Genomic DNA, 22,506 nt, shown 5'->3' with positions numbered 1-22,506 from the left:
TCCAGTCCAGTCCAGTCCAGCCCAGTCGACGCTTGATGGGTCAGCGTCGGAGGGTGTCGCTGGGGTGTTCGCCGTACTTCTCGGCATACGCCCCCGCGAACCGGCTCAGGTGGGTGAACCCCCACCTGCGGGCCACTTCCGCGACGGTGTTGACGTCAGCGTCGAGGTTCAGGAGCTCGGCACGAACGTGCTCGAGGCGGGCGGTGCGGATGAGGTCGGTCGGTGTCGTTCCGAGCTGCCGACTGAAGGCCTGCTGGAGTCCTCGCGGACTGAGGTTCGCGGCCTTGGCGACGTCGGTGGCGGTGATAGGCAGATGGACACTGGCGTGGATGTACTCGACCGCTCGCCGTGCGAAGCACGCAACCACCGACGTGGCCGGCGAGCAGCACCCGCACCCCCACGTAAGTCAGGCCCCTACTCAAATCGAGTAGGGGGCCCTGACTTACGTCCACTAGTCCACCCCCTACCGAACACCCCAGGTGCCTTCGCGACCAATGAGTTTTTGGCACCACTGGCATCCGCTCGACTAGCGCTACCCCGTTGCCACTCTCGCAAACCAGAGACACAACATCCGAGCAACGAAGGAAGAAGCAGTCAACGTTATTCCGACGCCCTCGCATTTCAGGGTGACCACGGTCAGGGTCCTCTGGGGCTCACATGTCCATGACGCTCCGGTCGACACGTCCAAATGATCTGCGCGCCCGTAGCTGTCTTCTGGAACATGAACTCGGACGAACGAACCGAAATCGCATGCCTCGTATGACTGCCCCTCATGCACCCACTTGAGGCAGTTCATCATCTCCATACCCGGAACTCAGGGGCTACATGATTCGGGAACAAGTAAGTCCCACCTAGCGACAGACAGCAACGCCGATCCAATCAAGCTTCGCCGAGAGACTCTCACAACCTTACGGTTGTAAGACGTCTCGTCAACCCCAAGCAGCGAGCCAGCCAAAGCCCACAATTCCAGGACACGGCGAGTCTCATAACCATGTATCGCAACCGTGGTGAAGAATCGGTGTCATGAAGATTGGTTGCGAGACAGACGCGGTGCCTCGATGAGGTTGATCGGGTACGCGCGGGTCTCGACCCGTCAGCAAGACACTGATCGGCAAGAACAGGATCTGCTCACGGCAGGCGTCCGGCGAGATGACCTGTACGTCGACCAGGGCGTGTCCGGTGCGCGCGCATCACGACCCGCGTTCGACCGAGCCCTTGCCGCTCTCCACGAAGGAGACACACTCGTCGTGACGACCCTCGACCGCCTAGGCCGCTCCACTATTGACATGCTCGGGTTCGCAGCACAGCTCCGAGACCGCGGCGCCGGCCTCCGCGTCCTCAACCTCGGCGGTGGCGACGTCGACACATCCACCCCCATGGGATCGATGGTGTTCTCCGTCATGGCAGCGCTCGCCCAGATGGAGCTCGAGATCAAACGAGAACGCGTCCGCGACTCCGTCTCGAAGAGACGCCAGACAGGCAGCGACCTCGGCGGACGACGTCCCGTGTTCACCGACAGCCAGATCCGATCAGCAATCAGGCTTCTCGACGCCGGCCACCCGCCATCGCAGGTTGCCCGAGATTTCGGCATGTCCCGTGCAACTCTCTACCGGCGCATCGCCACACTGGACGCACAAGCGAAGCACTCGTAAGCCTGTTCTCGTGCGGTAGTTAGAGTCTGCGAGACTGCTAGCCGGGATGGCCAGGACGCCACTAATTGTCGGCAGCGTTGCCGAGCTCAATTTCAAGCACCTCTAGACCCTCCCTGACCCTGTTGGACTGGACGGAGCAATGACGTGAGCTTGCCTGACCCCATCGGCTACGGAATGCACGAACAAGACGCCCTCGGCATGATCCCGCTTCGTTTGCCGCACTACGGAGCCTCGCTCCCCGTCGCGATGAGCCGGTTCTTCCGCAAATACGCCACGTTCTCCGGCCGTGCCGGCCGAGCCGAATTCTGGTGGTGGGGGCTCATCAACGTGGCCTTCAGCCTCGCCATGGGCCTACTCGGCGCCGCCCTGACCGGTGACGCCACCTACATCTACAACCAACCCGTCACTTGGGACGCACCCAACGTCCTGACAACGCTTTTCGGTCTCGCGACCTTGGTCCCGTCCCTCGCCGTGACCTGGCGCCGACTCCATGACGCCGACCTCAGCGGAGGCTGGTTCTTCCTGGCCCTCATCCCCATCCTTGGATGGGCCGCGCTGATCGTCATGCTCGCGCTCCCAAGCCGAGCCTCAGGCATCCGGTTCGACTAGACCAACTACCTCGAACACCCCTAGCAATCACACGGGGACGGCCGCGCAACCACCGCCCGGTCAACGACGGCCTATCGGACAGGTCATCCTGTCGTCGAAAGTGGCCGGGCCTGGGCGATGCGAAGCGGCTTAAAGTCGAACGCTAGTACTTACGATGGTCGAGCCTGCTGTCTCTGAGGCGCAAACATCCGGAAAGAGCCCTCCAGCGTCGAAGGGTTCTCCATGACGGAGTGAGGGCTAGCGGGACTTGTCACCATCCGCACGCATCAAACGCTCGAGCCATAGACCGGGACCATGTCGTTCTGACGAAACACGCTCATCTGATGCTTCGAGACGCGTCCGCAAGGCGGCTCTTCTCGCAGACTGCACCATGAGTGCGCCACGGACCGCCCAGGAAAATAGAAAACCCCTGGATGACCAGGGGTTTTCTGTGGCGGGTTGTTTGCACAACCCCTGAATCGCCGCGGAGTCGGGCCTTGGACACCCGACTGAAGCTGAATTTCCCCCGAGCGTCGCTGCGATTTCCCCTGCGGGCTCCCTCAACCTCGTAAGCGCACTGGACTTGCCGTGGCCGCGCCTGCGATCGGGCAAGCCTCCCCACGGCGCCAGATGGTTGACGAGTTGACCTGGGCGGTGGCGGGCCGCCCCGCGGCCCAGTGGGGGATCCTCGAGCATGAGCACCCCATGCGCGGACGCAGGGGGCGCACCGAGGTCACCGCGCCGTGCGGCCTCTCGGACGCTTTCGCGTTCGAGAGTCGGGCCGTTCCCTTAACCTCGTCCCATGAGCAGCTCGACGATTCGGTCTCAACTCGAGCGGAAGCGCGCACAAAAGGCCGATGCCGAGAAGAAGGCGTCGGCAGCGCGAACGAAGGAGAACGCCAAGCGCGCCGATGCAACGAAGGCTCGGGCTGCGGCATCCAAGACGAGCAACGACTCGACGCGAAAGTCACGATCGCGGGACGCGGACAGGTACGAGCAGGACGCCAATGCCGCTGGCAAGGACGCCGCCGCTTGGCAGACCAAGGCGAGCAAGTACCTGGTTGAGGAAGTGGCTTTACAAAAGCAGCTGTCAACCGCCGAGAGGTCGGAACAGAAGGCGTCGGAGCGGAAGCGTGAGCAGACCGACACAGCCCTAGAACGGCAACGAGCTCAGCAAGTGACGGCAGCCAGAGCTGAGACGGGCCGTCTGCGCGACGAGACGGCGATGCGCTTCGACGTGCACGAGAGAGCGATAGCCGAACTTCGACAGCCGAAGAAAGAGCGCCTCCGCATCCTCGTCCTCACCTCGTCAGGCCGAGATGACCTCCGTGTCGGACGCGAGCAAAAGCAAATCCAGGATGCAGTTCGGTTCGCGTCTGGTCGCGATCAGGTTCGGCTAGACGTCCGGCCGGCTGCGACGGGTGAGGACCTCTTGAACGGTCTCACGCAGGGCACCCCTCACGTCGTCCACTTCTCCGGCCACGGCAACGAGGACGTCATCGTCTTCGAAGAGGATGTCGACGCCCACAATGACGGCCGCGCGATGTCCGGCCGGCTACTTGGCCGTGCTCTACAAGCTGTCGACGAAACTCCCCTTCTCGTCGTCCTGAATGCGTGCAAGACCGCGGAACAGGCTCGTCGCCTCACAGAAGGCATTGCGGCCTTTGCTATCGGTCATTCCGATTCGATCGGAGATTCTGATGCGATCAACTACGCGGCGCGCTTCTATGCGTCCATCGCGGACGGACAGTCCATCGGCGCTTCGCACGATCTCGCCAAAACAGCTCTCGAGATGATGGGGCTGCCTGATCATGATCTCCCGCAGCTGTATGCCGCTGTGGGCTACAACCCCTACGAAGCTCGCCTTGTGCTGTCCGAACTACCTTCGGATTCTTGAGTCCGACAAAGCCAGAAGGAATGGTGAGGTTCAACGCGGACGGGCGGCGCTAAGACGACGCATAGCTCGCTTCCGCTCTTCAGCCTGGTATTCCAGGATCCACGTGCTGGGCGAAACAACCTGGATCAGGCCTGGGAGTGAAGCGTTGAGGAAGCCGGTGTCACGAGTGATGCACACGCGGTCGACGTAGCCATCATCAGGATCGTCGGCATCCCGGGCGGTTGCGTACACCGTCCCATCTTCATGATCGAGCGGCGGGTCCCCGTAGGCGCTCACGATCTCACCCACCGTGTCACCCTCCGAGCGAATGACGACTTCCCAAACGAGGTCCTCGAGCAAGGTCTGGGCATCGGCGTCTAGCCATCCAAGACCTGGGTTCCCGACGCCCGATGTGGGATGGGCAGCCTTAGATGCGACCATGAGGTTGATGTGGTCGCTCGTCCAGACACTCAGGCTGCGCCCGTCTGCGTGCTGGCCGCCCGCGCAGGCGAGGATGGTCAACACGCTGTCAAGTCCCGGATCCCTACGGTGCGGAACTCCATCGGCTCGCGCCCGGACCCCTGCTGCTTCGAGCCGCTCCCAGGTGAACGGCGCGCCGACGACTCGGGCGGCGTCGAGGTAGACGTTCACGTCCAGGATGACTACAAGGCGTGAAGCCCTAGCTGGCGATCCCGTCCCTGCGTCAGTTGGCACGCCTAACGGGCCGCGAAAGGCGGAATCGTGACTTTGCTGCCTCGTAGGCGGGACCAGATGTCGTAGCAAATTGAGCAGTGCCGAGCGACGGATGCTCAATCGCGGCATGTTCGGAGGCCCGCAACCGCCCAGCCTTGCGAAGCTCCGCTACCCGCCGGTACGCGGCCCAGTCGCTTCCGATCTCCGGCTGAGGCAGTTCAATGTTCAGCGAACCCTCGCGGTAATGCTTGTCCCACACTCGGCCCGGCTCATGGGTCAGTGCCCAGAGCGCGCCCCCAGTCATATCTCCAAAAAGCGACCACACGTCTTCGACGTCATCGATGACTTCCTCACGCAACTCCTCAACGCTGATGGCTGAGGTGTCGATGTGAGCTATTGGCTGATCGTGGTACTCCTTGTACAAGCCGTAGAGAGGCTTGACCACGGGGCCGTTTTTCCAGGCCTGAACCGGCTCTCGGAACGTCGGCGCATGTCGCTCTGACAGCCCCTTGCTCTGAACAAGGAAGACGAGCTTTTGCAGTTGCAGGTTGGTGAGACTTCGACCATCGTGGTTCGCGGCGACGAGCAGACGTGACGCAATCGATGCAGCAGCAACGGTTCGCTCCACGGTCAACCCCCCATTCGTCATGATTCCCATCAACGAGATCAACTCACACTACGCGATGTTGATTCCCTCCAGCTGTAAGCCATGCGGCATCTTGAGTGCATGCGCCAGCCAAGAGACGAGGGAAAACGCAGCAGAACTCAGGCCGTTACAAGGAGCTTGCCGAGGGAATCGAGGGCCCCAGGGACGAGCGCGTAGTACGCCCAGATCCCGCGCTTGTCGCGAGTGAGGATGCCGGCGTCGACGAGCACCTTCAGGTGGTGCGACACAGTCGGCTGGCTGAGCCCGAGAGGTTCGGTGAGGTCACACACGCACGCCTCGGCCCCGTCGTGCGCGGCAACCATCGAGATGAGCCGGAGCCGGGCCGGGTCCGCGATGGCTTTGAGGCTGCGGGCCAGCTTCTCGGCGTTCTCCGCGTCCATCGCCTCGCGGGCCAGCGGTGCGCAGCACGCGGTCACGTCCGTGAGGGGCAGGAGTTCGGCAACGGGCATGTGAACACTCTTCCACACAGATTGACAGTCGTCGATGGGTTGGGGCAGGCTCAACACATCGACACTCATCGATCTACGGAGCTGCATGACGACCACCACCACCGCGCCTGCCCGGCTCGGGACCGCTGACCGCTTCCTCCCCGTGTGGATTCTCGCCGCCATGGGCGTGGGGCTGCTGCTGGCGGTGTTCGTGCCGGCTTTCGGTGAGCTGCTGCACTCGTTCCAGGTGGGGCAGGTGAGCGTCCCGATCGCGGTCGGGCTGCTGGTGATGATGTACCCGGTGCTGGCGAAGGTCCGCTACTCCGACACCCGCGCCATAGCCGGCGACCGACGCCTCCTGGTGTCGTCGTTGGTGATGAACTGGGTCGTCGGCCCTGCTCTGATGTTCGCCCTGGCATGGGTGTTCCTGCCGGATCTGCCGGAGTACCGCACGGGGCTGATCATCGTGGGCCTCGCCCGGTGCATCGCCATGGTGCTGATCTGGAACGACCTCGCCTGCGGCGACCGAGAAGCTGCCGCGTTCCTCGTCGCCCTGAACTCGGTGTTCCAGGTCGTCGCGTTCGCCGGCCTCGGCTGGTTCTACCTCCAGATCCTCCCCGCCTGGCTCGGGCTCCCGGTCACGAGCGCGTCGTTCAGCATCTGGTCGATCACCCTCAGCGTCCTGGTTTTCCTCGGCATCCCCCTCCTCGCCGGCTACCTGTCCCGCCGCATCGGGGAAGCGACCAAGGGACGCACCTGGTACGAGACACGCTTCCTGCCGAAGATCGGCCCCTTCGCCCTCTACGGGCTGCTGTTCACGATCGTGATGCTCTTCGCCCTCCAGGGACAGCAGGTCGTCGACCGACCCCTCGACGTCGTCCGCATCGCCGTCCCGCTGCTGGTGTACTTCGCCGTCACGTTCCTCGTCGCGTTCTTCACCGGACGGGCCATCGGCCTGGCCTACGAGCGGACGGCGACGCTGGCGTTCACAGCCGCGGGGAACAACTTCGAGCTGGCGATCGCGGTCGCGGTCGGCACGTTCGGGGCCACCTCCGGCCAAGCCCTCGCCGGCATCGTCGGCCCCCTGATCGAGGTCCCGGCGCTCGTGGCGCTGGTGTACCTGTCCCTGTGGCTCCGGCCACGCCTGTTCCCCTCCCCCACCCCGGCAGCGCGCATCGCTGAACGGGTCTAACCCCTCACCCGAAGGAACCCGTCATGAGCACCAAGCCCACCGTCCTGTTCGTCTGCGTCCACAACGCCGGCCGCTCCCAGATGGCCGCCGGCTACATGCAGGCCCTGGCCGGCGACCGCGTCGACGTCCTCTCCGCCGGCAGCGAGCCCAAGGACCAGATCAACCCGATCGCGATCCAGGCCATGGCCGAGGAAGGCATCGATATCGCCGGGAACCAGCCCAAGGTCCTCACCACCGAGGCCGTCCGGGACAGCGACGTCGTGATCACGATGGGCTGCGGCGACGCGTGCCCGATCTTCCCCGGCAAGCGCTACGAGGACTGGGAGCTGACCGACCCCGCTGGCCGCGGCATCGAGGACGTCCGCCCCATCCGCGACGACATCAAGGGCCGCATCCAGGCCCTCCTGGCCGAGATCGCACCCGCGACCGCCTAACCCCCTGAGCTGTGAGGAAACGACGATGACGGACCTGACCACGAGGCGCGGCCTGCCGGGCCTTGCCTTCCCCGAGGACGCACTCAAGCGTGCCGCGGGCGACCTCGCCACCCGGTTCGAGGGCATCTTCGGACCGGAGACGATCGAGCGGTACGTGCTCGAGTCCTACACGGCTCTCCTTCGCACAGCGCAAGTCCGGGCGCACCTGACCACCAATGCGACCCGGTTCGCGATCGACCGGCTGACTGCTCTCGGGCAGGCCACCGGGGCGATCGAGCGGACGGTGCCGGAGGTGCTGTTCGTCTGCGAGCAGAACGCCGGCCGGTCCCAGATGGCAGCCGTGTTCACCAACGTCCTCTCCGGCGGTGCCGTCCACGTCCGCTCCGCCGGGTCTATGCCCGCCCGAGACCTCCACCCCGTCGTCGCGGAAGCGATGCGAGAGCTGGGCCTCGACCTTGACGAGGCGTTCCCGAAGCCGCTGACAGACGACGTCGTGCAGGCAGCCGACGTCGTGATCACGATGGGCTGCGGCGACGCGTGCCCGATCTACCCCAGCAAGACCTACCGCGACTGGCACCTCACCGACCCCGCCGGGCTCCCCCTCGAGCAGGTGCGCCTCATCCGCGACGACGTTCGCAAGCTCGTCGAATCGCTCCTGGCCGAACTCGGCATCGAATCGAAGGGTCTCCCCGCATGAGCCTCACCCTCTCTGTCCCGCCCCGCACCGACGCACCGACCCTCGCCGGGCTCCCCGTCGCCGTCATCGGCGCCGGCCCTGTCGGCCTCGCTGCTGCCGCGCAGCTCCTCGAACGCGGCGTCGACGTCGTGATCTACGAAGCCGGCCCGAGTGCCGCGACGGCGGTCCGCGCGTGGGGTCACACGCGCCTGTTCACCCCGTGGGAGCACCTCGTCGACCCGGCCGCCGCACGCCTCCTCGACACCACCGACTGGGAGGCCCCGGCAGCGAAGAAGCTCCCCTACGGTGCCGACTTCGTCCGCGACTACCTCGAACCCCTCGCCGCGACCCCTGAGCTGTCCGGCCGCATCCGGTACGGGCACCGGGTCGCCGCAGTGTCCCGGCAGGGCATGGACCGCACCCGCTCCACCGGGCGGGCCGAGACGCCGTTTCTGCTGCGCCTCGACCACGACGGCGAGGTGCGCGACGAACTCGCCCGCGCCGTCATCGACACCTCAGGCACCTACACGACCCCCAACACCCTCACCTCCTCCGGGGTCGGCCTTTCCCACGGCGACGACGTCGCCGGCAGCATCAGCCACGCCCTGCCCGACGTCCTCGGCCGCGACCGGGAACGGTTCGCTGGCCGGCACACGGTCGTCGTCGGCGCTGGCCACTCGGCGGCGAACACCCTCCTCAAGCTCGCCACCCTCGCCAAGGACGCCCCCGGGACGACGATCACGTGGGCGATCCGCAGCAGCACCCCCGCCCGGGTCTACGGGTCAGCAGCCGACCAGCTCGAAGGCCGTGGTGACCTCGGCAGCGCCGTCCGCGACCTCGTCCGTGCCGGCGCGATCGCCCTGGTCGACCGGTTCGAGGTCGACGACGTCACCAAGACCGCTGACGGCGTGCAGCTCGTCGGGCGTCGCCGCGGTGAGCCCCTGACGGTCGCCGCGGACGTGGTGGTGAACGCGACCGGGTTCCGCCCTGACCTCGACATGCTCCGTGAGATCCGGGTATCCCTGGACGAGATCGTCGAAGCACCTCGGCAGCTCGCACCGCTGATCGACCCAAACCTGCATTCCTGCGGCACGGTCTACCCGCACGGGGTCGCAGAGCTCGGGCACCCGGAGCCGAACTTCTACATCGCCGGCATGAAGTCGTACGGCCGTGCCCCGACGTTCCTGCTGCTCACCGGCTACGAGCAGGTGCGTTCCATCGCGGACGAACTCGCTGGCAATCACGAAGCCGCCCGCCTCGTGCAGCTCGAACTCCCCGAGACGGGTGTCTGCTCGACGAACCTCCCGGACGCCTCCGGGTGCGCCGTCGACGGGCCGGCAGCAGGTGGGTGCTGCTCGTGAGCGTCACCGTCCGGGCCATGGCCCCGGACGACTGGCCCGCCATCGAGCAGATCTACCAGGAGGGTATCGACACCGGTAACGCCACCTTCGAGACCCGCACCCCGACCTGGGACGCGTTCGATGCAGGCAAGCTCGCCGCGCACCGGTTCGTCGCGGTCGACGACACCGCGGGCGCCGTGCTCGGCTGGGTGGCGGCGTCTGCGACGTCGGCCAGGCCAGCGTATGCAGGTGTCGTCGAGCACTCCGTCTACGTCACCGCCGCGGCGCGAGGACGTGGCATTGGATGGGAGTTGCTGAGTGCGTTCCTCGACTCGGTGGATGCTTCGGACATCTGGACCGTTCAGTCGTCGATCTTCCCCGAGAACGGGGCGAGCCTGGCCCTCCACGACAGGGCGGGGTTCCGCCGGATCGGGACGCGGGAACGGATCGCGCGCTCCGAAGCAGGCCCTTATGCCGGCGTGTGGCGCGACACCGTTCTGATCGAACGACGCTCACCCACCGACCCTTCCTAGGCGCTGGTGCGGAAGACGCACTCGGTCGAGCACCGCTCAGACCGGTCAGGGCATTCGGCCAGGTCGTGCTCGGCGCGCGAGAGACGCGATCGGAGCTGGTCGAGGCGGGCCTGCTTCTCCTCGATCTGACGCACCTGCTCGGCCAGGAGCGGCCGTAAGGCTTCGCGGACATCGGTGCAGGACGTCGACTCCATGGTGCTGAGGTGCACGCCGATCTGATCAAGAGGCAGCCCGAGTTCCTTGCTGGCCTCGATCAGGTCGAGCCGACTGAGAACGTCCGGGCTGTAATCCCGGTACCCGTTCAAGGTCCTGGCAGCAGTCAAGAGCCCGATGGACTCGTAGTAGCGGAGCGCCGTGGCGGGGACGCCGCTGCGCTTGCTGACCTCGGAGATTCGCACACCGCGACCATAGAGCCGCCGGTGCCACTTGACCTTCAAGCGGCTCGAACCTCTACGGTCACTGACGTGCCTTCCTCCTCCACACCAGTCCAGCCGTGAACGCGGTCGTCTCCTGGCTCGAACACCGGCAGATAGGCCTCTACCTGGCGGCGATCCTGGCTGCCGGCGTCGTCGGCCTCACCGTGCCGGGAGCAAACCACCTAGAGGCAGCGATCGAGCCCGTGCTCGCGCTCCTGCTGTTCGCGACGTTCCTCGGGGTCCCGTTCGCCGCGATCGGGAAGTCCCTCCGCGACGGACGGTTCCTCGCCGCGGTCGGGGTGCTGAACTTCGCCGTCGTCCCGGTCGTCGCGTACGGGCTGTCCCGGTTTGTTGCGGACGAGCCGGCGCTGCTGTTCGGGGTGCTGCTGGTGCTGCTGACCCCGTGCATCGACTACGTGATCGTGTTCGCCGGCCTTGCTGGCGGCGCGTCGGAACGGCTCCTCGCCGCTGCACCGCTGCTGATGCTGGCGCAGATCCTCCTCCTGCCGCTGTACCTGCTGGTGTTCATCGGCCCCGAGGGCGTCGCCGTGGTCGAGGTCGGCCCCTTCGCCCGGGCCTTCCTTCTCCTGATCGCTGTCCCGCTCACCGCGGCCGCGCTCGTGCAGGCACTCGCCCGGCGACACCGATCCGGTGTCGTGATCGAGCGGACGATGCTGGGCGTGATGGTGCCGCTGATGATGGCGACCCTGTTCACCGTCGTGGCCTCCCAAGCGGGAGCTGTTGGGGACTCCTTGGGGCAGTTGCTCGTGCTGGTGCCGATCTACGCCGGGTTCCTCGTCGTCATGGCGGCGATCGGAATCGGCATTGCTCGCACCTTCCGACTCGACGTGCCAGCAACCCGGGCCCTGGTGTTCAGCGGCGCGACCAGGAACTCGCTCGTGGTCTTGCCGCTCGCGCTGGCCCTGCCGGCGTCACTGTCGCTTGCCCCGGTCGTTGTCGTGACCCAGACGCTCGTCGAACTCATGGGCATGGTGATCTTCGTCCGACTCATCCCCCGCCTCGTGAGCAGTCAAACCACAAAGGCCCATCCCGTCACGAAAACTGGCAAGTAGTCCGAGATAGGCCACCGGCCCTCGCCAGCGTTTAGCGTCGAGAGATGCAAATCACCTTGCAGTACTTCGACGGGTGCCCGAACTGGGAAACCACAGCCGAGCGTCTGGCCGTCATTAAGGCAGATCGGAATGACTTCACCGTGATCGAGCAGCGCGTTGAAACGCAGGCCGACGCAGAAGCGTTGGACTTCCGAGGCTCGCCAACACTGCTCATCGACGGCACCCCGCTCTTCCCGGCCCCGGACGCGCCTCCTGGTTTGGCCTGCCGCGTCTACCTCACTCCCGATGGTCTTGCAGGTTCTCCGTCGCTGGCTCAGCTTCAGGAAGCCATCTCGTCGTTTCAGAGCACGGACCATTAGCGCGTCCACCAGTTCGCAGGTGTCCGATAGACGATCCCCTATCGGGCGCTCCAAGCACGCGCTTCTACAGGGCTGAACGTCGGCGCATGCTCGTGGTTGCATCAGGTTCGCGACCGCTTCGTGCAGCCGCATCAGTCGGCGGCCGCCGACTCCCTTTTCCGTTTCGACGAACGAGTGAGCAGGAGAAAGCATCATGAGCAACACCGTCATCCATGACTTGGTTTCCGAGATGCTGAGTCAGCTTCCGTCCGGTGGAGGCATCGTGGCTGTGGATGGCGATGCTGGCGAGCATCTCTCGGACATGGGCAGTCAGTTAGCTCGGGAGATCAGCGCGAGAGGCCTCACGTCGTCGGTCCGATCATTCACGGGCGCAGACTTCGAGTCTTCACCCGCCGGCACGGACGTGCTGTTGGTCGTCGGCGAAGGCGCGTTGCAGCCTGGCGTCCGGACGCGGTGGAACTGGACTCTGTGGGTCGAAGCCTCCGGGGTGCGTGATCCGGCGAGCAACGACCGCAGTGCGGTGGCGTTCGAGAGCTACCGGTCGCGTGACGAGCCCAAGGGCGCCGCCTCGGCCATCGTCGACGTCAGTGACCCCGAGGCCTATCGCCGTGACTGGAACGACGCCTGTTCGATCTGAGCCACTCCCCCACGCACCCTCGTCGTCCGCGGTCAGGGCAGGGGACGGGGAGGCGCGAGGAGCGTTCCGCGTATGACGCTGCCGTGGAAGGTGCGCACGGCGACCGTGACCCAGGCCCCGACGAGCCCGATGTAGAACACGACCGCCAGTACCTGCAGCGCGACGAGTCCCGTGTGCAGGGCCAGACCGTTCAGGCCTGTCACGCAGGTGCCGACGGGGAAGGTGAACGACCACCAGGTGAGTGAGAACGGGAGCCCCTGGCGGATGGTGCGGCGGGTGATGGCCGATGCCAGTGCCGCCCACATCAGGGCGAATCCCAGAGTGGGCACACCGTAGACGAGCCCGAAGACGAACAGGGCGTGCGAGGTTCCCTGGTCGACGGCGAGGTGGGCGTTGCCACCGAGCAGGTTGGCCGCGGTGATCGACTGCCCCAGGGGGCCGAGGACGATCCAGAGGGTCGGGACCATGCCGGCCGGGCCGATCTTGTGCTGGGCCAGGCGTGACCAGATCAGCGTGATGATCACGATCGACGCCAGCAACGACAACCCGAACATCGCGTAGCACCCCCAGAGCATATTCTGCCTGGCCTGCCCCGCGGGCAGGAAGGGCAGCAGCAGCGCACCGGTCGAGGCAGACACCATCGGGGGAACCACGGGCATGAGCCAGCCGCCGAACGCACTGTCGGGGGCCGTGTCGTGCCGGGTGAACGTCAGGTACGGGACCGCGATCGCGCTGACGAGGCCGAGCACCGTACCGATGGTCCACAACACCCAGTCGATGCCGACCGCCAGGGGCGTACCGAGGACGTCTCTGCCCAAGAGCAGGGTGCCCGCGCCGACGGTCAGCAGCGCCATGGGCGGTGCCCCGTAGAAGTGCGCCATCACCGGATTGAGTCGATGCCCCCGCGCGGTGGCTCGGTAACGCACCCAGTGCATGACGGTCGCCGTGCTGAGAGCGACCAACAACACGCTGGCCAGTGCCCAGACGATGGTCGCGGCAGGGCGCAGCCCCGGGAACTGCAACGGCAGGGTCGCCGCGGCGTTGGCGACGATGCCGGTCCCCATGATCGACGCGAACCAGTTCGGGGTCAGGTTCGACACGATCTGCCCGCGGTGCTCGAGCTGGCGGAACAGACCGTGCGTGCGGGGAGGGGCGACAGTCGGTGTGATCGCGGCAGGCATGCCTCGATCTTCGTACGTGCGTCCGGCTGCCGATACGGGCGGATGCTTGTGGTGTCACAATCGATCCTTGTGACCGGACTCCCTGTTGATCTCGAGACGCTCCGACTGCTGGAGGCGATCTCGAGATCGGGCAGTCTGGGCCGGGCCGCGACATCGGTGGGCATCAGCCAGCAGGCGGCGTCGTCTCGCATCACGGGCGCCGAGCGGCGGCTGGGTCGTACGTTGCTCGTCCGCTCTCGGGCGGGCTCGGCGCTGACCGAGCACGGACTCCTGGTGTGCGAGTGGGGCCGACCCCTGCTCGAGGCGGCGACCACCTTCGAACGATCGCTGCACACCCTGATGACCGGCGCCTCCGACGCTCTCCTCGTCGCGGCGAGTCAGACGGTGTCAGAGGCGCTGATGCCACGCTGGATGACAGCGGCAGCGGATCGTGTCCGGGTACGCCTGGAATCGGGCAACAGCGACTGGGTCGTCGACGAGGTCCGTTCGGGGCGCGCGCACCTCGGGTTCACGGAGACCCCTGATGAGGCCGACGGGCTCGCCACGACCGTCCTGGGTGTCGACGAACTGCTCGTCGTCGTCTCGCCGAGGCACGCATGGGCATCGAAGTCCGAACCCGTGACGGCAGCGGATCTCGCATCCACACCGCTCGTGTCTCGGGAGTCGGGCTCGGGCACCCGCCGGACCCTCGAGCTCGCCCTGGGGATCGACCCTGCCCTGATGGCAGAACCCGCTGCGCAGTTGTCGTCGACGGGCGCCATCCGGGCGGCCATCGCCGGCGGTGTGGGTCCGGGAGTCATCAGCTCGTTGCTGGTCGAGGACGACCTCCGTGCCGGGCGCCTCGTCACCGTCCCGGCAGCCGTCGACCTGAGGCGCCCGTTCCGCGCCGTGTGGTCGGCCGGTCTGAGCGCCGGGGCGCAGGATCTCCTGGCCGTGATCGCCGCGTCGCAGCACAGCCCCGACTCCTCGCCGAGATGATCAGAGAAGCGAAGCGTGCCGTAGGGCCGTGACGGCCCGCAGGTGCTTCTCGCCGGCGCGGGTGGCGTTCGCCGGCGACAGATGGGGTGCCGCGAGCACGGGCACGACCCTCGCACGCGGTTCCAGGGTGAAGTACCTCATCACGCCCGTCAGGGCCGGAGTGCCGAAGGTCACGATCGCCCGCAGCTGCGGCAGAGAAACGAGCAGCTGAGCCAGGGCAGGGCGTGCCTCGTCGAGATCGGTGACGGTCGGCGCCCGACCAAGGGCCCACGGGACGATGTTCCATCGCAGGTAGACGTTCCTGCCCAGACCCGACTCGATCCGTGCTCGCCTGAACGCAGACGCCGTCGGCCCCGGGTTGTCCTCACTGCTGATCGCGTCCTCGCCCTGCTTGATCGTGGCAGGACCGGGTGATTCCATCAGCACGAGAACTGTCGCCGCTGCTCCTCCACCTGATGGGTCGAAGCCCGGCACGAAGCGCGCACGTCCTGGTCCGGAGCTCCGCCATTCCGATACGAGCTGATCGAGGCCCCTGGGCTGCTGCATCCCTAGACGCTACGACGTTAGGGACCGTTTCCGCCCACGCTCACCGACGACACGGAACGACCACGACGGCGTCCTCTCCGAGTGCGCTCGCCCCACAGCAAGTGATCCAGTGGGGGATCGTTAGCCGGACGATCGCCAGCCTCGACCACCCCCTTGGGGCTGCGCGGATCTAACCGTCTCAGATAGGTGGTCCGAGACAGGTTCCGGTGACGGGGCACTATGTGACACTGCCGACATGACATCGTCACCCCTCCCTAGGAGCGCCTGTTCGCCGATCGACGCTTCCTACCTCACAGCCCCGCGTGACGCCCAGGCGGATCTTGGAGGGTCGGCCCGGCTGATGCAGAAAAGCGCGGGCGGGGCCTTGAAGAAGCCGAACCACCCGGTCAGGTCCTGGGCGCCTATCGCCAGTCAAGCCGTTGACTGTCAGCCCGTTAGCATCGGGGCTACCTCCCTCGGATCTGATGCATGAGCGAGCGCCCCTCTCCCGAACACCGAGCCCGAGTACGCGCCACCGGCCTTGATCGAGAGCACCTAGTCGCGATGGGCGAGGTCGCGTACTGGTCTGCTCGACTGGAGCGCACGCTAGCGTTCGCCGTCATGGCCCTCGTCAGCGACGATGACCGCGAGACAAATGACATAGGAATTGTGGTGACCCGTGGCGTCTCCTTCAGCGGCCTGCTCGAATTGGGCGCGAAGCTCGTGAAGCTGCACCGCTTCCAGGGGCAGGTACGCGACATGTTCACGCGACTGTCCGCCGACTCGAAAGTTGCGATGGAGAGCCGGAATCACCTGCTGCACGGCGCGTGGACGACACCGGGAAAAGGACCAGCTTCGGCGAGCCGGGTCAAGGCCAAGGGGACCGTGGATCGCACATTCACCGTGGCACAGGTGGAAGACGTCGCTTACGACCTGGCAGTGCTCGCAGATCAGCTATTCATGCTGTTTCTCGTCATCGAAGGCGCGGTCGACTACGAGGAGTGACCACCTTGGGCCGATGCTCTTCGAAAGGTTCTGGGCTAACCGCGCCACCCCGAGTGGCAATCAACCGGGATGCCTCGGACCAATCGGCACGAGGTTCGAAGCGGCCCTCAATGAGCCTTCTGCGACAGCTCCAGCGGTGATTGCAAGCCCGATCTGCGCGTACGCGGCCATCAGCGTGCCGACACGGTGCCGAGCATCTCGCTCGAGGCGCTCCCCCTCCGCCGCAAAGCTCCGATCCGTGACGAAGCACTGCAACTGGTCGTACACGTGGTCCCACCGGACAGCGACCCGAGCGCGGCGCGATCCGTTGACCTCCTCGAAATGGAGAGACCCGAAAGGCCTCCCATCCCTCATTCCCAGATCGACTCCGGCAAGTCGCCAATCTTGAGCCACGCGCGAGACATCCGCTCTCCAGACGACCACGCTCGGCGGGCTCGCGCCTAATCCGACAATCGTGTATTGCCCTGCAGTCTGCTCGCCCTCGGCCACTCCGCCACCTTCTAACTTCTTGTGATCCTGGACCCTCCGCATGGATGGTGGTAATAGTAATGACCATGGATGCAAGCAAACAAGCGAAGCCGACCTCGGGGCAGCGCAAGGCCTTCGGCATCATCACGATTCAAGGGCTTTTCCTGGACCTGAGCGACTCGCTCATAGCCCAACCAAGCAGCAGCGTCACATGGAGAGCTCACCCTGCCGGCCCACTCTCGGGCCTCACAGCAGCCATAGATGAGCACGAGGCGTCGATCAGCTGGGCGCCGACGTCAGATGTGCTCCGCGAGACGAGTACCGAAGATGCCCCCGACGAGCTCTTGGCCCATGTGCGACAGACCTATCTGACCTATCTCGAGCTATGCCTCAGGCTCGGTGAGTTCCAACTCGAGGCAACTCCGGTCACTGACGCCGCAGAGAACATCACCGGAACGTCACTTCGAGCCCGGCTGGTAGAGCGAGGAGCAGTCTGGCTCGACGAACTTCCCACTGCCAACCAGCAACGGTTCGCACCAATCCCCAGGGCCGACGAGGTGACCATGGTGGACATTCCCGACAGACCCTCGCCGCAGACAGACCCCGGGGGCGGGCAAAGGCCTGATGAATCGACATGACCAAGACCGTCACGTTGGAACGATCAGCTGTGGCGCGGCCAAAGGGAAACGCCGAGCCCCCGCTCGAGCTTCGCGATCGTTTCGAGGTCCGGCCACACCTGGCCCGCCAGGACGCTGAGCAGAGTCGTATGGGTGACACCTGAAGCTTCGGCTACCGACCGGATGCTGCGACTGCCGACGGCCTGACGAAGGTTCTGCGCGAATCTGCGAGCCACTTCCCCGATCGGGTCGTCCGAGCGAACGTCTGGCCACGGGGACGGGGCCAGCGCGGCTGGTTTCGCACGCGCTGTTCTACCCATGCCGCAAGGCTAGGCGCGCCAGCTCGCGCGCACGGCCGCCCCGTCGAACGTATCACAAATTGGTCATTGTAATGACCACTTTCGAGCTTGGAGATGAGCGCCGGTGAGCGATGAAGCTGACGAACGCCGCGAACGGCAGCTCGAGGTAATGAAGCGCATGGCCGAGAGGGAGCCCGAGGTGCTGGCTGCGGCTCATTACGACTACACGCCGAAGATGCCTGCTGATCAGTGGGCCGCCATCCGCCCTTACGTGCGGCGCGTCGTCCGCGACACGGCCCCCAGAACGCCGTACTCCGAGAAGGAGCTCTACCCGGCCGTTTCCCGTCTCGCCCTGTTCGCCTGGGCGGTAGCTAACGTTCCCCTCGAAGATGACAACGTCTTCGACCCGAGGTTCATCAACCGCTTCGTGCAGCATCACCTCGGGCAGTACAGCAGGGCAGGAAAGAACACCCTGCGCGCTCGGTTGAGACGCACGTCGGAGGCGCTCCTGGGCGACGAAGCTGCGGGTACATTCCGGGCCCTGGGCAAGGCTGAGGCGTCACGTCCGTACACCCCGAGCGAGGTGGCGTCGTTGTTGTCGTGGGCCAGTAGCCAGCACGACGAGGAACGGACGACCAGCGCCGGCGCGCTCCTCGCGCTCGGACTCGGGGCAGGACTGACGGGGCGGGAGATCATCGATCTAGAACTCGTGAACATCACGTCAGATAGTCGGGGCGTCGCGGTGCGCGTGTCGGGTGACGAGGCGAGAAACGTCCCGGTTCTTGCTCAGTGGGCCCCCTTCCTGCAGCGCCGAACGGCGTCCAAGGCAGCCTCCCGGTGGGCATTCCGGAGCGGGCAGCGAGGCGGGAACATCAATCTCGTCACGGACTTCGTCAGCCGGAATCCACGCCCTGCGGTCGAGCTGCAGTCCCGACGCATGCGAGCGACCTGGATCGTGGAACACCTCCGGCGGGGGACGCCCCTCGACCTGTTGTTGGAGGTCGCCGGCTTGCAGTCAGCCGAAGCGCTCGACCGGCTCTTGCCTTACGTCGCCAGAGCGGACGACGACCCCCGGCGGTACTCACTTCGCTGATGGTTACCACCCCGGCGCGAGCCGAGGCTGCGGCCATGACGCCCGTATAGGGACAAGACGATCACTTCCCGCGTCGGCCAGGTTCCCTCAGACGCCCAAATGGCGACGGGCATTTGCCACGTCTTCCAGACGCATCACGACCTCACCCCTAAGCAGACGCCCCAGCCGCTCAGGACTCTGCCCAGAGGCAGCCGCGTACGTCCCGACAGAGCGGAATTGTCTCGCTATCTCGACTCGGATGCTGCACGCCAGGCGATGCTGAATGCGAGCAGCGCCCCACTGGTCGAGCTGGCCTGACGAGAACGACACCGCCGAGACCCACTGAGCTTCGGGGTCGCGACCGAAGCGGCCTGGCTCACGCAGGTAGGACCGCGGCTCGAAACGTGGATCAGGCACCTCCGCAGTCTAGATGTGCGCTGAAAGCGCACCAGACCGCTTGATGGCCTTGTCTTGTCTCATGTCCATCTCTCGTGACCACCCCTGACGAGACACAGCCTCCGACTTCCCCCTCTTCCCAACTCGAGCGTGCCGTAGCACACTTTGGTCAATCTAATGACCACGCCACGCTGGAGCTACAGGAGGCGATCTTGCGCTATCAGCCGCGACGTATCGCCCCGACCAAGTGGCTGCCCGTTCGGGACTTCACGCTCGCGTGCGTCCTCGACGCCAAACCCCACGACATGCTCTACACGAGGATCCTCCTGACCTTCGCGAGCCGGTACGTCGTGTGGGCGTTCCACGAAGCCGGTGCGGAGCTGCGCCGCGATGACCTCTTCTACCCGTCCATGATCTACCGCTTCGCCCGCACCTACCCCAGCGCCAAGACGCAGCAGCTTGCCGAGACCAGACTCCTGAACCTCGCTGAAGCGCTTGGTTACGAGCCGTCTCCTCACCGCCTCAACAAGCAGAGCCGGGAGATACGACCCTTCTCGCATTCCGAGCTTCCCGCCTTCGAGAGCTGGGCCGCGTCGAGGTCCACCGACCGAGCCCGCCGGGATTCTTATGGGCTTCTCGCGCTTGCCGGTGGCGCAGGCCTCGGTGCGACCGAGATCGCCGCGGTCCGTGGCCGGGACTTGACGCGCACTCCGGCTGGCTGGGTCGTCCGTGTGACCGGAAAGGCGCCGCGAAGCATCCCCATCCGAATCGGGTGGAATTCGTACGCAGACATCGCTTTCGAGGGACTCGGCGACGATGACTACGCGGTCATCCCCCACCGCAAGGAGTCCTCGCGGGAGATCGCGCTGATGCACTACGGCGCCCGATACGACGGTCCTGCTATTCGGCGCCTCCGCATCACCTGGATCGTGGACCAGATCAACGTTCTGCCCCTGGCGAGCATCGTCTACGCGGCCGGCTTCAAGAACGTCTCGTCCCTCCTTCGCTACGCGCCCTTGGCCAAGGTCATGCCCGAGGTTGAGCTTCACGCGCTTCTCCGCTCAACGGGAGCGACTCAGTGACCGGCAAGCCCTCTTTCCATGACGAGGAGTTCTTCAACGGCATCTACACGGCCGACCGGATCGTCAGCGGATCGACCAAGACGACCAAGTTCCGCGGCGCCGACGCCCGTGAGTGGATGACTTTCCTCCGTTCATCGGGTGTCATCGAGCTCCTCGCGACATGGCGCGCGGAGGACCGCGAGAAGAAAGCCCCGGGCGGTGCCAAACCGAAGATCGATGACCTGGCCATCCTGACCGTGGTGATGATGCTCCTGTCGGAGCAGTCCATGATCTTCGTGCGCGAGATGGGCCGCGTCTTCGAACACCGTCTCGACGATGAAGCCCGTCGCGAGCTCGGCATCGCTCACCTGTACGACAACGACAAGCCCAACGACTGGTACTTCCTGGCATGGCGGGCCATGCACCGCATCATCGACCTCTGGGACGCCTGGCCGGCGCCCCGCCGCCTGCTCACCCGGGACGAGCGGAGCAGCCTGGACGCGCTCCGGGACAAGAACATCGAACGCCGCGCACACGAGCGCAGCATGACCTTCACGAACACGCTGCTGGAGGCCACCGCCCAGAACCTGCCTCGAGCCGTGCGACGTCAGCGTCTCGCGCTCTCCGTCGACCAGACAGTGCTGCGTGCACCGAGCCAGAAGAACCGTTGGCCGCGGGAGAACGGCGTCGAGCAGCCCATGTTCATCGCGGGCACGGACAAGGAACAGCCGAAGTACGCGATGGAACTCGAAGCTGACCTGTACCCGATCGACAAGGGAGAGAAGGAACGCGTCTTCAGCAAGCACACCAAGGAGAACGGCAAGGCGAGCGTCAAGCAGGCACGGAGCCGGTGGCTGCTCGCCTACACCGCGAACCTCATCATCGACGTCAACGAGGACCCTTCAGGGGACCCCACCGAAGCACCACAGCTGATCCGTGGGGCGAGCCTGACGACGCCCAACAAAGGCATCGGGTTCCACACCGTCGAGCTCGTGAAGAACATCCAGGAACGCGGGTACGACATCGCGCGCCTCTCGTCCGACCTCGGGTACTCCGCGGGTCTCACGATGGAGGACTTCCACCGTCCGATGAGAGAGCTCGGCGTCGGCCTCGTCTTCGACTACAACCGCGCGAACCAGACCGGTGTGCGGGGCCAGGTCGGCGGAGCCAAGCTCGTTGAAGGCGGTCAGTTCTGCCCCGGCACACCGAAGCGACTCCTCGATGCAACGGTGCGGCGCAACAACAAGGAGATCGACAACGTCGAGTGGTCCCAGCAGATCGACGAGCGTGACGCATACCGACTCCACAAGAAGGAGGGTCCCGACGCCAACGGCAACGTGAAGATGCGCTGCCCAGCCCTCGGCCCGAGTGCGACGGTCGAGTGCCCCCTCCGCAAGCTCGACAAGCGTGCATCGCCGGACAAGGAACGCCGGCAGGTGCTGCGCGCCAACGTCCCCAAGCAGACAGATAAGGTCTGCTGCCAGACCTCGATCACGGTGCGCCCGGAGGACGGCGAGAAGATGAACCAGATGCTGCCTTATGGCAGCAAGGAGTGGTCCAAGACCTACCGCCGCGACCGCAACAGCATCGAGAGCTTCAACGCCTTCATCAAGACCGGTCCCGAGCGCATCGCCGACTCCAGTGCACGGCGCCTGCGCGGTCTCGCCGCTCAGCAGTTCCTTCTCGCCATGCTCGCGACGGCCGCCAACATCCGCAAGATCGTCACCTTCCTCGCCGCCAAGCACCGAGCGCCGAAGGACCGCGACCGCCGCGTCGCGAAGGGCCTGACGCCGGTGCCTGCACGGCGCACCCGCCGTCGTGATGCCGAGGGCATGAGCAACTACCGCGCCGACTACGTCCGACCCGAACTATCCCCGTTCCCGACGAGTGGACCCACCGTCGATCCGCCTCCGCGAACGTAGGCCCAGGCCCGTTCCAAGGCACCACACCCGAGCCTTCCGCTATCCCCCACCGCTCACGAGTCAATCCGGCGCGCCCAGAAGGGCGCGTCGCTTCGTCGTTTAAGCCGCCCGCACGCCTGGTGGCCGAGAGGGAGAGGCCAAGAGGTCCCGAACCCCTCGCCGGGAAGCGCTTCTTGGCCCAGAAACGGAAGAAAGCCCCCGAGCTACTCGGGGGCTTTCTTCTCGGGCTGAGTTCCGCAAACGAATTTCGGATGATGCGCAAACAACCCTGTGGCGGTACCGGTGGGATTTGAACCCACGGTGGAGTCAACCCCCACACATGTTTTCGAGACATGATCCTTCGGCCGCTCGGACACGGTACCGAGAGCGAGTGTAATACACGACGGGGGCTGTGTCGAAACGACGACCCGCGCCTCCT

General features: G+C 65.6%; 25 protein-coding genes and 1 tRNA gene. 17 read left to right on the top strand and 9 right to left on the bottom strand.

Annotated elements, in window-relative coordinates; translation table 11 throughout:
- Positions 1–40: 40 nt before the first annotated feature.
- Positions 41–367: a helix-turn-helix transcriptional regulator gene (locus SOM11_RS07980; RefSeq protein WP_320477700.1), complete on the bottom strand. Its 327-nt coding sequence runs from the start codon at positions 365–367 to the stop codon at positions 41–43.
- Between the two features lie 691 nt (positions 368–1,058).
- Here SOM11_RS07980 and SOM11_RS07975 point away from each other — a divergent pair.
- From SOM11_RS07975 to SOM11_RS07965, 3 genes are all read left to right on the top strand, one after another.
- Positions 1,059–1,652: a recombinase family protein gene (locus tag SOM11_RS07975; protein ID WP_243214021.1), complete on the top strand. Its 594-nt coding sequence runs from the start codon at positions 1,059–1,061 to the stop codon at positions 1,650–1,652.
- A gap of 144 nt (positions 1,653–1,796) precedes the next feature.
- A complete protein-coding gene (locus SOM11_RS07970; RefSeq protein WP_243214019.1) occupies positions 1,797–2,261 on the top strand; it encodes a DUF805 domain-containing protein in 465 nt (154 codons plus the stop codon).
- Between the two features lie 781 nt (positions 2,262–3,042).
- The gene (locus SOM11_RS07965) at positions 3,043–4,137 is read left to right on the top strand and encodes a CHAT domain-containing protein (RefSeq protein WP_055811506.1); all 1,095 of its coding nucleotides are present in this window, start codon (positions 3,043–3,045) and stop codon (positions 4,135–4,137) included.
- A 30-nt stretch (positions 4,138–4,167) separates the two neighbouring features.
- Here SOM11_RS07965 and SOM11_RS07960 read toward each other — a convergent pair whose 3' ends face one another.
- The 3 genes from SOM11_RS07960 to SOM11_RS07950 form a co-directional block, all read right to left on the bottom strand.
- A complete protein-coding gene (locus SOM11_RS07960) occupies positions 4,168–4,767 on the bottom strand; it encodes a hypothetical protein (protein ID WP_152970200.1) in 600 nt (199 codons plus the stop codon).
- A 52-nt stretch (positions 4,768–4,819) separates the two neighbouring features.
- The gene (locus SOM11_RS07955) at positions 4,820–5,467 is read right to left on the bottom strand and encodes a Panacea domain-containing protein (RefSeq protein ID WP_082059913.1); all 648 of its coding nucleotides are present in this window, start codon (positions 5,465–5,467) and stop codon (positions 4,820–4,822) included.
- 107 nt (positions 5,468–5,574) lie between these two features.
- Positions 5,575–5,925, bottom strand: coding sequence for an ArsR/SmtB family transcription factor (locus SOM11_RS07950; RefSeq protein ID WP_043594596.1), 351 nt, complete (start codon positions 5,923–5,925; stop codon positions 5,575–5,577).
- A gap of 85 nt (positions 5,926–6,010) precedes the next feature.
- Here SOM11_RS07950 and arsB point away from each other — a divergent pair, with 85 nt between their 5' ends.
- The 5 genes from arsB to SOM11_RS07925 are packed head-to-tail and all read left to right on the top strand — an operon-like array spanning position 6,011 to position 10,079.
- Positions 6,011–7,096, top strand: a complete 1,086-nt coding sequence (arsB, locus tag SOM11_RS07945; RefSeq protein ID WP_055811503.1) for an ACR3 family arsenite efflux transporter — start codon at positions 6,011–6,013, stop codon at positions 7,094–7,096.
- Between the two features lie 23 nt (positions 7,097–7,119).
- Positions 7,120–7,530: an arsenate reductase ArsC gene (locus SOM11_RS07940; protein ID WP_055811500.1), complete on the top strand. Its 411-nt coding sequence runs from the start codon at positions 7,120–7,122 to the stop codon at positions 7,528–7,530.
- A 25-nt stretch (positions 7,531–7,555) separates the two neighbouring features.
- A complete protein-coding gene (locus SOM11_RS07935; RefSeq protein WP_043594591.1) occupies positions 7,556–8,227 on the top strand; it encodes an arsenate reductase ArsC in 672 nt (223 codons plus the stop codon).
- Positions 8,224–9,567, top strand: coding sequence for an NAD(P)-binding domain-containing protein (locus SOM11_RS07930; RefSeq protein ID WP_043594589.1), 1,344 nt, complete (start codon positions 8,224–8,226; stop codon positions 9,565–9,567). Before SOM11_RS07935 ends, SOM11_RS07930 begins: the two co-directional genes overlap by 4 nt.
- The gene (locus tag SOM11_RS07925) at positions 9,564–10,079 is read left to right on the top strand and encodes a GNAT family N-acetyltransferase (RefSeq protein WP_414655455.1); all 516 of its coding nucleotides are present in this window, start codon (positions 9,564–9,566) and stop codon (positions 10,077–10,079) included. The genes SOM11_RS07930 and SOM11_RS07925 overlap by 4 nt, the downstream gene beginning before the upstream one ends.
- Here SOM11_RS07925 and SOM11_RS07920 read toward each other — a convergent pair.
- Positions 10,076–10,516 carry a MerR family transcriptional regulator gene (locus SOM11_RS07920; protein WP_197073513.1) on the bottom strand — a complete coding sequence of 147 codons (441 nt, stop codon included), beginning with the start codon at positions 10,514–10,516 and terminating at the stop codon, positions 10,076–10,078. The genes SOM11_RS07925 and SOM11_RS07920 overlap by 4 nt on opposite strands.
- A 56-nt stretch (positions 10,517–10,572) precedes the next feature.
- On the opposite strand from SOM11_RS07920, the gene SOM11_RS07915 reads away from it, so the two are divergent.
- From SOM11_RS07915 to SOM11_RS07905, 3 genes are all read left to right on the top strand, one after another.
- Positions 10,573–11,568: an arsenic resistance protein gene (locus SOM11_RS07915; protein ID WP_043594585.1), complete on the top strand. Its 996-nt coding sequence runs from the start codon at positions 10,573–10,575 to the stop codon at positions 11,566–11,568.
- Between the two features lie 44 nt (positions 11,569–11,612).
- On the top strand, positions 11,613–11,927 hold the full coding sequence (locus SOM11_RS07910; RefSeq protein ID WP_043594583.1) for a hypothetical protein: 315 nt from the start codon (positions 11,613–11,615) through the stop codon (positions 11,925–11,927).
- A 193-nt stretch (positions 11,928–12,120) separates the two neighbouring features.
- Positions 12,121–12,564: a hypothetical protein gene (locus SOM11_RS07905; RefSeq protein ID WP_054145818.1), complete on the top strand. Its 444-nt coding sequence runs from the start codon at positions 12,121–12,123 to the stop codon at positions 12,562–12,564.
- Between the two features lie 32 nt (positions 12,565–12,596).
- Here SOM11_RS07905 and SOM11_RS07900 read toward each other — a convergent pair whose 3' ends face one another.
- The gene (locus tag SOM11_RS07900) at positions 12,597–13,745 is read right to left on the bottom strand and encodes a TDT family transporter (RefSeq protein ID WP_043594582.1); all 1,149 of its coding nucleotides are present in this window, start codon (positions 13,743–13,745) and stop codon (positions 12,597–12,599) included.
- 69 nt (positions 13,746–13,814) lie between these two features.
- On the opposite strand from SOM11_RS07900, the gene SOM11_RS07895 reads away from it, so the two are divergent.
- Positions 13,815–14,723 carry a LysR family transcriptional regulator gene (locus SOM11_RS07895; RefSeq protein WP_159825012.1) on the top strand — a complete coding sequence of 303 codons (909 nt, stop codon included), beginning with the start codon at positions 13,815–13,817 and terminating at the stop codon, positions 14,721–14,723.
- On the opposite strand, the gene SOM11_RS07890 is transcribed toward SOM11_RS07895, so the two are convergent.
- Positions 14,724–15,143, bottom strand: a complete 420-nt coding sequence (locus SOM11_RS07890; protein ID WP_192119034.1) for a uracil-DNA glycosylase — start codon at positions 15,141–15,143, stop codon at positions 14,724–14,726.
- Between the two features lie 726 nt (positions 15,144–15,869).
- Here SOM11_RS07890 and SOM11_RS07885 point away from each other — a divergent pair.
- Together SOM11_RS07885 and SOM11_RS07880 are read left to right on the top strand one after the other, a co-directional pair.
- On the top strand, positions 15,870–16,253 hold the full coding sequence (locus SOM11_RS07885; RefSeq protein ID WP_320477699.1) for a hypothetical protein: 384 nt from the start codon (positions 15,870–15,872) through the stop codon (positions 16,251–16,253).
- 554 nt (positions 16,254–16,807) lie between these two features.
- Positions 16,808–17,359: a hypothetical protein gene (locus tag SOM11_RS07880; RefSeq protein ID WP_152970198.1), complete on the top strand. Its 552-nt coding sequence runs from the start codon at positions 16,808–16,810 to the stop codon at positions 17,357–17,359.
- A gap of 23 nt (positions 17,360–17,382) precedes the next feature.
- On the opposite strand, the gene SOM11_RS15085 is transcribed toward SOM11_RS07880, so the two are convergent.
- The gene (locus SOM11_RS15085) at positions 17,383–17,658 is read right to left on the bottom strand and encodes a helix-turn-helix domain-containing protein (protein ID WP_082059912.1); all 276 of its coding nucleotides are present in this window, start codon (positions 17,656–17,658) and stop codon (positions 17,383–17,385) included.
- Between the two features lie 103 nt (positions 17,659–17,761).
- On the opposite strand from SOM11_RS15085, the gene SOM11_RS07875 reads away from it, so the two are divergent.
- The 3 genes from SOM11_RS07875 (at position 17,762) to SOM11_RS07865 (ending at position 22,088) form a co-directional block, all read left to right on the top strand.
- Entirely contained in the window at positions 17,762–18,730 is a 969-nt protein-coding gene (locus tag SOM11_RS07875) for a hypothetical protein (protein WP_152970197.1), read from the top strand.
- Between the two features lie 587 nt (positions 18,731–19,317).
- Positions 19,318–20,187, top strand: a complete 870-nt coding sequence (locus tag SOM11_RS07870) for a hypothetical protein (RefSeq protein WP_152970196.1) — start codon at positions 19,318–19,320, stop codon at positions 20,185–20,187.
- Positions 20,184–22,088, top strand: coding sequence for a hypothetical protein (locus SOM11_RS07865; RefSeq protein ID WP_054145817.1), 1,905 nt, complete (start codon positions 20,184–20,186; stop codon positions 22,086–22,088). The genes SOM11_RS07870 and SOM11_RS07865 overlap by 4 nt, the downstream gene beginning before the upstream one ends.
- 271 nt (positions 22,089–22,359) lie before the next feature.
- Here SOM11_RS07865 and SOM11_RS07860 read toward each other — a convergent pair.
- A tRNA-Ser gene (locus SOM11_RS07860) sits at positions 22,360–22,450 on the bottom strand.
- Positions 22,451–22,506 lie beyond the last annotated feature (56 nt).

The organism is Frigoribacterium sp. CFBP9029, assembly GCF_034045305.1.
Classification (GTDB): Bacteria; Actinomycetota; Actinomycetes; order Actinomycetales; family Microbacteriaceae; genus Frigoribacterium.
This window is presented reverse-complemented; position numbering and strand designations above follow the sequence as displayed.